We start from the raw sequence: 11,348 nt of genomic DNA, 5'->3' as shown, positions 1-11,348 counted from the left end.
ATCCGGCGATCCCGGACGAGCACGGCACACCAGCCGGGGGAGAAGAGGACGACGAGTGGCGCAGAAGACGGCTTCGAGCGCGGACCTGACGTGGTTGCTGGACGACCTGGTCGGCCGGGTCAAGCAGGCGGAACACGCCGTGGCACTCTCCACCGACGGACTGCTGATGGCCTCGTCCCGCGGATTGAGCCGGGACGACGGCGAGCACCTGGCGGCGATGGCGGCGGGCATCCAGAGCCTGGCCCGGGGCGCGGGGAAGCGGTTCGGCGGTGGTCAGGTGCAGCAGACCATCATCGAGATGCAGTCGTCGTTCCTGTTCGTCACCGCGGCCGGCCGCAACGCGTGCCTGGCCGTGCTGGCGTCCGAGGACGCCGACGTGGGCCTGATCGCGTACGAGATGGCCATGCTGGTCACCCGGGTCGGCCGGTTCGTCGCCTCACCGACACGGGAACAGCCCTTCGGCGAGAACCCGGCGCGATGAGCGGCCCGGGGGAGCCCGCCGAGCATGAGTGGGTGGACGACCACGCGGGTCCGGTGGTGCGCCCGTACGCGGTGACGGGCGGCCGGGCACGCCCGGTGACCGGCACGTTCGACCTGATTTCCCTGGTCACGGCGACCCGGGCGGAGGTGGCGTCGGAATCCGGGCTCGGCCCGGAACACGTGGCGATCGTCGGTCTCTGCCAGCGGATCCAGTCCGTGGCCGAGATCGCCGCCCACCTCGACCTGCCGGTGGGCACCGTCCGGGTCCTCCTGGGTGACCTGGCGGCCCGCAGCCTGGTGCAGGTCCGTGAGCCGCGGGCGACCCCCGCCGGCCTTCCCGACGACAGTGTTTTCGAGGCGGTAATCAATGGACTACGGGCGCTCTGAGCGGCCGGCGGGAGCGGCGCCGCTGCCCACCGCGATCAAGATCCTGATCGCCGGCGGTTTCGGCGTCGGCAAGACCACCCTGGTCGGCACGGTCAGCGAGACCCGGCCGCTGCGGACGGAAGAGGTGCTGACCGAGACCGGGGTCGGCATCGACGACCTGTCCGGTGTGGAGGAGAAGACCACCACCACCGTGGCGATGGACTTCGGCCGGATCACCCTCAGCGACGACCTGGTGCTCTACCTGTTCGGCACCCCCGGGCAGGACCGGTTCTGGTTCGTCTGGGACGAGCTGGCGCTGGGTGCGATCGGGGCGGTGGTGCTCGCCGACACCCGGCGGCTGGCCGACTGCTTCCCGTCGATCGACTACTTCGAGGGGCGGGGCACGCCGTTCGTCGTGGCCGTGAACTGCTTCGAGGGCGCCAAGCAGTACCGGCTCGACGAGGTGCAGGGCGCGCTCGACCTGGACCCGGACGTGCCCGTGGTGCTCTGCGACGCGCGGGAGCGGGAGTCGGTCAAGGAGGTGCTGATCACGCTGCTGGAGTACGCCATGAAGCTGCGCGAGGAGCGCCGCCGCGCCGCCGCCGGCGACTGACTCCGGCGGCGGTCGCTGCCATGATGGGGCGATGTCCACCGAATCCCGGCACCTGAGCGTGCGCATCGACCGCCCGGTCGCCGAGGTCTACGCGTTCGCCTCCGACCCCGCCAACCTGCCCCGCTGGGCGCCCGGCCTGGGCGGCTCGGTGGTGCGCGAGGGCGGCCACTGGTACGTCGAGACGCCGGCGGGCCGGGCGCAGCTCACCTTCGCCCCGCGCAACGAGTACGGCGTGCTCGACCACGAGGTGGTGACGCCCTCCGGCGAGACGGTGTACGTGCCGCTGCGGGCCATCGCGGACGGCGACGGCTGCGAGGTGGTCTTCACGCTGCGCCGCTCGCCGGGCATGACCGACGCGGAGTTCGAGCGGGACGCCGGGCTCGTCAGCGCTGACCTCGCCCGGCTCAAGAAGGTGCTGGAAACGGCGTCGGCGTGAGGTGGCGTCGGTTCTGACGGGTCAGCACCAGATCACCGGGTTGCCGGTGGCCACCGACGCCGCGCAGAGCCGGCGAAGCGGCTCGACGATGTAGGCGAAGTCGCCGGCCGACCGACCCCGGGTCCGCACCGCGAGTCGCTCGGGCGGCGGCAAGCCGTGCTCGCCCACCGGCCTTATGGCCACGGTCGCCCGGGAGCCTTCGGCGACGAACTCCACCCGGCCGTCGGGCATCACCCGTTGGGTGAACCGGGTGGCCCGGAACAGGGTGACCGGTGGATCCACGTCGGCGCCGACGACGAAGAAACCGCCCGGGTCCACGCCGGCGTGCCAGCCCGGCCCGTACATGAACACCCCGCGATAGTCCTCGACGTGCTGCATCACCTCGCGGCCGGTCGCCTCGTCGACCAGCACGACCTCGTCAGCGATCCGGCTGTCCCGGAACGCGTCCAGCTCGGCCAGCGCCGCGGCCGCCTGCTCGGCCGGCAACGAGCCGCCGTTGTCGTCGGGCAGGCAGGTGGCCAGGATCGGGAACCGTGCCGTCCCGGCCGAGCGCAGCGCCTGCTGGAACAGTCGCACACCGGTCCAGTTCGCCACGGCCTCGCTCGACTGCTCCATGAGCGGATGCGGGCAGGCATCCCCGGACATCCAGGCGTCGAAGGTGTGGTGCGCCGCCGTGTTGCCCTCCCAGGGCTGCAGAAGGGCGAGGTGGCCGTCCTCGTCGAAACCCACCGGGCCGACCGGACACGGGGTGGCGAGGCCGTCCTGCCAGCAGCGGCAGTACACGAACGCGTCGAGGCCCACGCCGACACGCTACCGGCCGGTCAGACCAGCAGGCTCGGGCGGCACGGGCTCGCAGTACGACGAGCGTGTCGTCGCCAGTTGGCGAACGGCCATGACCGCGACGACGTCACATAAGATCTTGCGAACAAGCACCCCGGACAGGAGGAGCGGTGGTGATGTCGTCAACGGCGTTCCTGGGGGAACGTCTGCTCCGGGCCGGGATGCGGGATGTCGTCACGGTGGAGCCGGCGACGGGTGGGCTCGCGGCGCTCGCGGGCATCGCCACCCGACAGGACGCGCCGCCGGTGTTCGTCAAGGCCTTCACCGACGCGCCGGCCGACGACGTCTTCCTCGCGGAGGCCGAAGGGCTGGCCGCCCTGCGCGAGCTCGGCGGCGTGGCGACACCCGAGGTGATCCTGGCGGACCGGGAACTCATCGTGTTGTCGGTGCTGCGGCCCCGGCCGCGCAGCGAGGCCTTCTGCGAGCGGTTCGCGCACGCGCTCGCCCGCCTGCACACGACCACGACCCATTCCCGCTTCGGCTGGCACCGCGACAACTGGCTGGGCCGCCGCCGGCAGGTCAATGCCTGGGATGACGACGGCTTCGCCTTCTTCGCGCAGCACCGGCTGCTGCGGTGGCTCGGGGAGCCCCGCGTCGAGGCGGCACTCGACGCCGGGGACCGGGCGGCGCTGGAGCGGTTGTGCCACCGGCTGCCCGACCTGCTGCCGGACCGGCCGGCATGCCTGACGCACGGCGACCTGTGGGCGCAGAACGTCCTGGCCACCCCGGACGGGCTGCCCGCGCTGATCGACCCGGCCGTGTCCTACCTGTGGGCCGAGGTCGACCTCGCACACGTGTGGTCCACGTCGCCCCCGCCCGAGGCGCACCGGTTCTTCGAGGTCTACGCGGAGCTGACCGCCCTCGACGGCGACTGGCGGGCCCGCATGCCGATCGTCCAGTTGCGGCAACACCTCGCCGTGCTGGCCCAGTTCGACGACGACTGGGGCGCGGCCGACCAGATCCGCGCCACCCTCGCCCCGTTCCGGACGCGCACCTGACCGGTGGCCCGTCAGGCGGCGAAGTCGACGCCGGCGAGGGCGATTGTGCGGTAGGCGGCGAGGCGTTCGGCTTGGTCGACGATGCTGTCGCGCGTCGTGGCGGACAGTGTCCGCCACGGCTGTACGGCGACCTTCAGCGTCTTGCCGGCCTTGCGGGGACGCCAGGTGCCGACCAGTCGACCGTCGACCAGGACGGCACCGGGGCGGCCCAGCACCGGCCACAACTCCTTGGCGTGGGCCGCATCCGGCACCAGGGTCGCGCGGTCCTTGGCCTGGAGGAAGAGGTCGAACGGGCCCAGCAGGCGGGTGGCCGTGGTGTCGGCCGATTCCAGCGCCGGTTCGTCGGCGGCCAGGAGCGAGCGGGCCTCGCCGTCGACCAGCACCTCGATCACATCCTCGGGCCAGCGCGCCTTGACCTCCTTGACCGGGGCGTCGAGGTAGTCGGCCACGTGTCTGGGCGTGGCCGGGCCGAGCAGGCGAAGGTACGCGCGGATGAGGTCGAACCTGTCGCCCGCGGTGGCGGCCTTCCTGAACCCCGCGATGCGGTGCAGGACCGGCGGCGAGGTGTCGAGCCGCAACTCCAGCCCGGCCCGCACGGCGGCCAGCCGGAACGGCATCTCGTAGAGGTGGGTGGCGTCGCACGGCCGGCAGAACCGCAGATAGGGCTCCGGCATCACCTCGGCCAGGCGGCGGGAGGCCTCCCCCTTGACCGTCGGCCCGGTGACGATGGCGCGCAGCTGCGCGGCCACCTCGTCGAGGGCCGCCAGGTTGCCGATGCCGGCCGCCTTCAACGGCCTGGCGGCGTCGTAGATGCGCTTGCCCGCGTCAGCGTCGGAGAACGGCTCGACCGCGGCCGCCACCTTCCCCACGTCGGCACGGCGGTAGAGGTGGGGAGCACCTCGCACGGTCCACAGCAGGATCAGATCCTCCGCCGACAACGCGGGCACGTCGACACCGCGGACGGCCAGCGCCCACCGGCCCCCGTCCGTGCCGGTGTCCTGCACCCCGATATCCAGCACGGCGGTGTCGTCAAGCGTGCCCTCGGCCCGGTCGAGCTGCTGGGCCCGCACGCGGAAGCTCAGCACCTGGCGTTGATCAACCACCCCTGTACGCTACCCAGCGATCCTGACAAACGTCCCGTAGCAGCAGCCCATCCGTGCGGCGTCCGGCGCTGCCCCGGCCGGGTCATACCCGTTCAGCGGACCCGGGCGGCTCCGCGGCACACAGTGGCGGGCGAGGAACCGCCAATTGGCGAACGGCCATGACTGCGACGACGATCGAGACGGCGTACAGCACGAACAGAACCGCCACGAAGATCCCGGCCGACAGGCCCCACATGGCCACCAGCACGACACACGCGGCGGCGGTCACCGTGTTCACCGCGACGTAGAACCAGGCCAGCCACTGCCCCAGCCGGTACGCCCAGGCGCGGTCGCGGCGCAGTCCCACGCAGGCGACGCCCGTCGCGATGGCGAACAGGAACGACCCGACGGCGTCGCCAAGCCAGAATGCCGTGGCGGCGGTGTGTCCCGCTGTTTCGAGAACCAGCAGGTCGACGGACCCGAGGAGCGGCCCGACGCTGAAGAACGTGAGCAGCCACAGGATGCCCCGAAGGAGCACCGATCCGACCAGGCCGATCAGCAACCAGGTGCCGGCCCACGCGCTTTTGAACACGTTCAGAATTCTGCCCGATCCTCGCCCGGCCCGTCAGGCGCCGATCAGCCAGGATCGCGTCCGGATCGCGCTGTGCGCGTGGTCCTCACCGGAGACAGACCGAAGGCCCCCGGCGCGTCGCCGAGGGCCGTCAGAGGGGGTACGGGGTCAGCCGCGCTTGGTCATCGCCACGAAGCGCGTCCAGGCGGCCGGGTCGAAGGTGAGCACCGGGCCGGTCGGGTCCTTGGAGTCCCGCACACCGACGACGCCCGCCAGGTTGTCCGAGACCTCGACGCAGTCGCCGCCGTTGTTTCCGCTCTTCGTGCTCTTGCGCCACTGCGCGCCGGTCAAGTCCATGATGCCGCCGCTTCTCTGATGAGTTCCAAGGACTGCGCACGCGACAGGGCGAGGCCGCGAATGCGTTCCCATCGCCGATCCAGCGTAGCAACGTCGGCGGCCTGGTCGATGATCTGTGCCTGGGCCTGGCCGTCCACGTGGCCGACCCGCGCGCCCTCCGGCATCTCGGCGATCGTGAACGGTCCGCCCAGACCCGGATACATGCCCGCGTCGGCTGGCACGACGAAGAGGGAGACACTCGGCAGCGCGGCCTGCTCGGCAAGCCGCTCGCACTGCTCGCGCATCAGGTTCCGATCGCCATCCAGAGTGCGCCGCAGGACGTTCTCGTCGAGAACCGCCACGAGCAGCGGCGGGCGTTCCCGTAGCAGGATGGACTGCCGACTCAGTCGCGCCTCCGCGAGGCTGTCGGCCTCGGCCGCGGTCAACGCCTCACCGGCCAGCGTCGCGAGCGCGTAGGCCTTGGTCTGAAGTAGACCGGGTACCCACGCGAGCTGAAACGACCGCAGAGACAACGCCTCGCGCTCGATTTCCGCCCAGGGTCGGAACCATGCCGGCCCCCGGCGTTTCAGCGCGTCCGGCCAGAGCTCCTCAACGTTCCGGCCGAGGAGCTGAGCGACCCGTGCGCGATGGCGGGTCTGTGGTATCCGTCCCTTGCTGGCCCACTTCGCTGCCGTCTTCGGATCCACCCCTACCTGAGCTGCGAGGCTGTCCGCCGTGTAGCCGCTCTCCGCCATCGCCGACTGTACGGCTCGGTTCATCTCGGAGCCCTCTCAGAACGTTCCAGACGTCAGAGGGAAATACTTCTACGCGGTGTGATCGCTCCGCAACCCTCGGCAGGGTGCTGTGTAGACAGCGTCGAGGAGGGAGCGAACGATGCCCGAGGACAAGCCGAAGCCGGTTCCGAAGCCGAAGAGCGATCCGCCGCCGGCCCGGCCGATAGTGCCTGGCCCGATCGTGCCCGGCCCGATCGGGCCGCTCGTTCCTCCGTACCGTGGCCCGGGCCGGGTGATCAACGGCGTCCCCGAAACGCGCTGGCGGACCCGGGGCGGCCTGGCCGTCGCGCACACCGCCGCCGGCCCGTCCTGGCGGTGTGACGCCTGCGGCCGGGACTGGCCCTGCCCGGCACTGCGCGCGATCCCGACGGACGCCGCCCGGCGCGCGACCCTGATTCCCGAGTTCTCCCGGATCACCCGGCGCGCGATCCGCGACCTTCGCGGTCGCCCCGGCGGCCCTGACCCGGTCGCCATCGTGCGCCGCTTCCTCTGGTTCCTGCCCCTCACCGACGAGGAGGCGCGCGCCGTCGCGCTGAGGCTGCGATGAGCGGCGTTCGAGATCTTGGACAGTTTCCGTTCGAGAGGAACGGGAAGTCTCCAAGATCTGGCGGGGGAGCCACGCCATCCGCGAGTTGGCCCACGTCGTGCGTAAGGCGCGAGCACCGGGGCGGGAAACGCCGAAGGGCCGCTCCCCGCGAGTGCGGGAAGCGGCCCTTCTCAGCGTGACGACGTCAGCTGGCGATCATGCGACGCAGCACGTACTGGAGGATGCCGCCGTGCCGGTAGTAGTCGGCCTCACCGGGGGTGTCGATGCGGACCACGGCGTCGAACTCCACGCCGGTGTCCGTGGTGACCTTCACGGTGCGCGGGGTGTCGCCGTCGTTGAGGGCGGTGACGCCGCTGATCGAGAAGGTCTCCGTGCCGGTCAGGCCCAGCGACTCGGCGGTGGTGTCGACCGGGAACTGCAGCGGCAGGACGCCCATGCCGATGAGGTTCGAGCGGTGGATCCGCTCGTACGACTCGGCGATGACGGCCTTGACCCCGAGCAGCATGGTGCCCTTGGCCGCCCAGTCGCGGGACGAGCCGGAGCCGTACTCCTTGCCGGCCAGGATGACCAGCGGGACGCCCGCCTCCTGGTAGGCCATCGAGGCGTCGTAGATCGAGGTCTGCTCGCCGGTCAGGTGGTTGACCGTGAAGCCGCCCTCGACACCCGGCACGAGCTGGTTGCGCAGCCGGATGTTGGCGAAGGTGCCCCGGATCATCACCTCGTGGTTGCCGCGGCGAGAGCCGTACGAGTTGAACTCGTGCCGTGCCACACCGTGCTCGGCGAGGTACTTGCCGGCCGGGGAGTCCGCCTTGATCGAGCCGGCGGGGGAGATGTGGTCGGTGGTCACCGAGTCGCCCAGCTTGGCCAGCACCCGGGCCGCGCTGATGTCCTGCACCGGCTGCGGGTCCCGCTCCATGCCCTCGAAGTACGGGGGCTTGCGCACGTAGGTCGACTCGCCCGCCCAGGCGAAGGTGTCGCCGGTCGGGGTCGGCAGCGACTGCCAGCGCTCGTCACCGGCGAACACGTCCGCGTACGCGGAGCTGAAGCCGGTGGCGCCGATCGCCGAGGCGATGACGTCCTGGATCTCGGCGCTGTTCGGCCAGATCTCCCGCAGGAACACCGGGTTGCCCTGCGCGTCCTCGCCGATCGGCTCGTTCGCCAGGTCGATGTCCATGGTGCCGGCGAGCGCGTACGCGACCACCAGCGGCGGGGACGCCAGGTAGTTCATCTTGACGTCCGGGTTGATCCGGCCCTCGAAGTTCCGGTTGCCGGACAGCACCGAGACGACGGCCAGGTCGCCGTCGTTCACCGCGGCGGAGACCTCCTCCGGCAGCGGCCCGGAGTTGCCGATGCAGGTGGTGCAGCCGTAGCCGACCAGGTTGAAGCCGAGCTTCTCCAGGTAGGGCGTGAGGCCGGCGCGGTCGTAGTAGTCCATGACGACCTTGGAGCCCGGTGCCAGGGTGGTCTTCACCCACGGCTTGCGGGCCAGGCCCTTCTCCACGGCGTTCCGGGCCAGCAGCGCGGCGCCGATCATGACCTGCGGGTTCGACGTGTTGGTGCAGGAGGTGATGGCGGCGATCACCACGGCGCCGTGGTCCAACTCGTACTCGACGCCGTCCGCGCCGGTCACCCGGACCGGGTTGGTGGCGCGCCCACCGGCGCCGACCGCCGCGGTCTCCAGGTCCCGCGGGGCGTCGGCCGGGTCGTTGACGCCGTTGGCCGGGGAGTCGCTGGCCGGGAAGGACTCGGCGCTGGCCTCGTCGGCCGGGCCGTCGGTGCCGAACGGCTTCTCCAGCTGCGGCACGCCCGGCTTGCGGCCCGGGTCGCCCCCGGTCTCGTCGGCGGCCACGTAGTCGGCGAGCGCAGAGCGGAACAGCGTCTTGGCGGAGCCCAGCGGCACCCGGTCCTGCGGTCGCTTCGGGCCGGCCAGGGACGGCTCGATGGTGCCGAGGTCCAGCTCCAGCCGCTCGGAGTACTCCGGCTCGCGCTCCGGGTCGTGCCAGAGGCCCTGCTCCTTGGCGTACGCCTCGACCAGCGCGACCTGCTGCGGGTCGCGGCCGGTCAGCTCCAGGTAGCGGACGGTCTCGGCGTCGATCGGGAAGATCGCGACGGTGGAGCCGTACTCCGGGGACATGTTGCCGATGGTGGCCCGGTTGGCCAGCGGCACCGCGCTCACGCCCGGGCCGTAGAACTCGACGAACTTGCCGACCACGCCGTGCTTGCGCAGCATCTCGGTGATGGTGAGCACCAGGTCGGTGGCGGTGGTGCCGGCCGGCATCTCGCCGGAGAGCTTGAAGCCGACGACCCGCGGGATCAGCATGCTGACCGGCTGGCCGAGCATCGCGGCCTCGGCCTCGATGCCGCCGACGCCCCAGCCCAGCACGCCCAGGCCGTTGACCATGGTGGTGTGCGAGTCGGTGCCCACGACGGTGTCCGGGTACGCCTGGCCGTTGCGCTCCATGACCGTGCGGGCCAGGTACTCGATGTTCACCTGGTGCACGATGCCGGTGCCCGGCGGGACGACCTTGAACTCGTTGAAGGCGGTCTGGCCCCAGCGCAGGAACTGGTAGCGCTCCTTGTTGCGCTCGTACTCCAGCTCGACGTTGCGCTCGAAGGCGTCCTCGCGACCGAACAGGTCGGCGATGACCGAGTGGTCGATGACCAGCTCGGCGGGGGCGAGCGGGTTCACCTTGGTGGCGTCGCCGCCCAGGTCGCGCACGGCCTCGCGCATGGTGGCCAGGTCGACGACGCAGGGCACGCCGGTGAAGTCCTGCATCAGCACCCGGGCCGGGGTGAACTGGATCTCCACGCTCGGGTCGGCGGTGGGGTCCCACGCGCCGAGCTGCTGGATGTGGTCGGCGGTGATGTTCGCGCCGTCCTCGGTCCGCAGCAGGTTCTCCAGCAGGATCTTCAAGCTGTAGGGCAGCCGGTCGTGGCCCTCCACCTTGTCGATCCTGAAAATCTCGTAGCTCGCGTCTCCGACGCGTAGCTGGGTCTTCGCACCGAAGGTGTCGAGGCTCGCCACGTCGTACTCCTTCACACCAGCGACCGTGAGTAGTCCTGAGCAGTTTGTCGCACCGGCCGGGGTGCCGCCGTGCTTAGGCGACACTTACCTGCGCCGGTCTCAACAAAACCGTACGTCCGTCTTGCTATTCGCGCAACCTCGTGCCAGGGTTCGGGACGAGGAGGTGCCACCATGATCCATCACGTCCTGCTCGCCTGCCCACGCGGCTCCGAGGAAACCTCCCGGTCGTTCTACACCGGCCTGCTCGGCCTCGTCGAGAAGCCCAAACCGCCGGCCCTCGCCGCCCGCGGTGGCTGCTGGTTCACCGGGTACGGCGTGGAGCTGCACCTGGGCGTCGAGGACGACTTCCGTCCCGCCCGCAAGGCGCACCCGGCCCTGCTCCGCCCCGACCTGGACCGGCTCGCCGCCCGGCTCGACGCCGCCGGCCACCCCGTGACCTGGGGCGACGAGGAGATTCCCGGCATGCGGCGGTTCCACACGTACGACCCGCACGGCAACCGGCTGGAGTTCCTCGCACCCGCCGGCTGAGTTCGCGCGGGTAGGGTTCGGGGGTGGTCGACGTCCAGCACTGGCTCTCCGCGCTGCCCCCGGGCGTGCTCTACCTGATCGTCGCCGGGGTGATCGGCGTGGAGAGCATGGGCATCCCGCTGCCCGGCGAGATCGTGCTGGTCAGCTCCGCGCTGCTCGCCGCCGCCGGGGTGGTCGAGCCGGAGTGGGTGGCCACCGCCGCCGCGGCCGGCGCCATCGTGGGCGACTCGATCGGGTACGCCGTGGGCCGCCGCGGCGGGCGGCCGCTGCTCGCACGGCTGGGCCGGCGCTTCCCGAAACACCTCGGACCGGCGCAGCTCGCCCGCGCCGAGCAGAGCTTCGCCCGGCACGGTGTCTGGGCGGTCTTCTTCGGGCGGTTCGTCGCCCTGCTCCGCATCCTCGCCGGCCCCCTCGCTGGGGCACTGCACGTGCCGTACCGGCGGTTCCTGGTGGCCAACGCGGCCGGCGGCCTGGTCTGGGCGTTCGGCACCACGTACCTGCTCTTCTCCGTGGGCCGCGCGGCCGAGCACTGGCTCAAGGACATCTCCTGGGCCGGCCTGGTCCTCGCCGTGCTCGCCGGCCTGGCCAGCACCTGGTGGCTGCGCCGCCGCGCCCGGCACCTGGAGCAGGTGGAGGTGCCCGACGAGGCCGACGAGCCGGTGCACGCGGGAGACCGCTGACGAGACGCCAGAAAGGGCCCGACCCCTGGTGGGGTCGGGCCCTTTCTGGTTG

14 protein-coding genes are annotated in these 11,348 nt (G+C 71.4%); 8 read left to right on the top strand and 6 right to left on the bottom strand.

Annotation, left to right across the window (positions count from 1 at the left end; genetic code table 11):
* Nucleotides 1–55 precede the first annotated feature (55 nt).
* Genes ACQP12_RS23515 through ACQP12_RS23500 form a run of 4 tightly spaced genes read left to right on the top strand, consistent with a single transcriptional unit; the run spans nt 56 to nt 1,895 of the window.
* Nucleotides 56–481, top strand: a complete 426-nt coding sequence (locus ACQP12_RS23515; protein WP_357950242.1) for a roadblock/LC7 domain-containing protein — start codon at nt 56–58, stop codon at nt 479–481.
* Nucleotides 478–867, top strand: a complete 390-nt coding sequence (locus ACQP12_RS23510; protein WP_433282076.1) for a DUF742 domain-containing protein — start codon at nt 478–480, stop codon at nt 865–867. The genes ACQP12_RS23515 and ACQP12_RS23510 overlap by 4 nt, the downstream gene beginning before the upstream one ends.
* Nucleotides 848–1,459 carry a GTP-binding protein gene (locus tag ACQP12_RS23505; protein ID WP_433282074.1) on the top strand — a complete coding sequence of 204 codons (612 nt, stop codon included), beginning with the start codon at nt 848–850 and terminating at the stop codon, nt 1,457–1,459. Before ACQP12_RS23510 ends, ACQP12_RS23505 begins: the two co-directional genes overlap by 20 nt.
* A 31-nt stretch (nt 1,460–1,490) precedes the next feature.
* Complete coding sequence (locus ACQP12_RS23500; protein ID WP_433282072.1) at nt 1,491–1,895, top strand: SRPBCC family protein; 405 nt, start codon at nt 1,491–1,493, stop codon at nt 1,893–1,895.
* 21 nt (nt 1,896–1,916) lie between these two features.
* Here ACQP12_RS23500 and ACQP12_RS23495 read toward each other — a convergent pair whose 3' ends face one another.
* A complete protein-coding gene (locus ACQP12_RS23495; protein WP_433282070.1) occupies nt 1,917–2,696 on the bottom strand; it encodes a hypothetical protein in 780 nt (259 codons plus the stop codon).
* 155 nt (nt 2,697–2,851) lie between these two features.
* On the opposite strand from ACQP12_RS23495, the gene ACQP12_RS23490 reads away from it, so the two are divergent.
* The gene (locus tag ACQP12_RS23490) at nt 2,852–3,733 is read left to right on the top strand and encodes a fructosamine kinase family protein (protein WP_433282068.1); all 882 of its coding nucleotides are present in this window, start codon (nt 2,852–2,854) and stop codon (nt 3,731–3,733) included.
* Nucleotides 3,734–3,744: 11 nt separating this feature from the next.
* Here ACQP12_RS23490 and ACQP12_RS23485 read toward each other — a convergent pair whose 3' ends face one another.
* The 4 genes from ACQP12_RS23485 to ACQP12_RS23470 form a co-directional block, all read right to left on the bottom strand.
* Nucleotides 3,745–4,836, bottom strand: coding sequence for a winged helix DNA-binding domain-containing protein (locus ACQP12_RS23485; protein ID WP_433282066.1), 1,092 nt, complete (start codon nt 4,834–4,836; stop codon nt 3,745–3,747).
* A gap of 82 nt (nt 4,837–4,918) precedes the next feature.
* Entirely contained in the window at nt 4,919–5,407 is a 489-nt protein-coding gene (locus ACQP12_RS23480; protein ID WP_433282064.1) for a hypothetical protein, read from the bottom strand.
* Between the two features lie 147 nt (nt 5,408–5,554).
* Nucleotides 5,555–5,743 (bottom strand): DUF397 domain-containing protein, encoded by a 189-nt coding sequence (locus tag ACQP12_RS23475; RefSeq protein ID WP_433282062.1) that lies wholly within the window; start codon nt 5,741–5,743, stop codon nt 5,555–5,557.
* Nucleotides 5,734–6,501, bottom strand: a complete 768-nt coding sequence (locus ACQP12_RS23470; RefSeq protein WP_433282060.1) for a Scr1 family TA system antitoxin-like transcriptional regulator — start codon at nt 6,499–6,501, stop codon at nt 5,734–5,736. Before ACQP12_RS23470 ends, ACQP12_RS23475 begins: the two co-directional genes overlap by 10 nt.
* 115 nt (nt 6,502–6,616) lie before the next feature.
* Between ACQP12_RS23470 and ACQP12_RS23465 the strand changes: the two genes are divergently transcribed.
* Entirely contained in the window at nt 6,617–7,063 is a 447-nt protein-coding gene (locus ACQP12_RS23465; protein ID WP_433282058.1) for a hypothetical protein, read from the top strand.
* A gap of 184 nt (nt 7,064–7,247) precedes the next feature.
* Here ACQP12_RS23465 and ACQP12_RS23460 read toward each other — a convergent pair whose 3' ends face one another.
* A complete protein-coding gene (locus ACQP12_RS23460; RefSeq protein WP_433282056.1) occupies nt 7,248–10,103 on the bottom strand; it encodes an aconitate hydratase in 2,856 nt (951 codons plus the stop codon).
* Between the two features lie 156 nt (nt 10,104–10,259).
* Here ACQP12_RS23460 and ACQP12_RS23455 point away from each other — a divergent pair, with 156 nt between their 5' ends.
* Together ACQP12_RS23455 and ACQP12_RS23450 are read left to right on the top strand one after the other, a co-directional pair.
* The gene (locus ACQP12_RS23455) at nt 10,260–10,616 is read left to right on the top strand and encodes a VOC family protein (RefSeq protein ID WP_357950272.1); all 357 of its coding nucleotides are present in this window, start codon (nt 10,260–10,262) and stop codon (nt 10,614–10,616) included.
* Nucleotides 10,617–10,639: 23 nt separating this feature from the next.
* The gene (locus ACQP12_RS23450) at nt 10,640–11,296 is read left to right on the top strand and encodes a DedA family protein (RefSeq protein WP_357950275.1); all 657 of its coding nucleotides are present in this window, start codon (nt 10,640–10,642) and stop codon (nt 11,294–11,296) included.
* Nucleotides 11,297–11,348: the final 52 nt, after the last annotated feature.

Source organism: Micromonospora sp. CA-244673, assembly GCF_050948395.1.
Lineage (GTDB): Bacteria > Actinomycetota > Actinomycetes > Mycobacteriales > Micromonosporaceae > Micromonospora.
The sequence above is the reverse complement of the archived record's forward strand: the minus strand, read 5'-3'. Positions and strand labels throughout refer to the sequence as shown.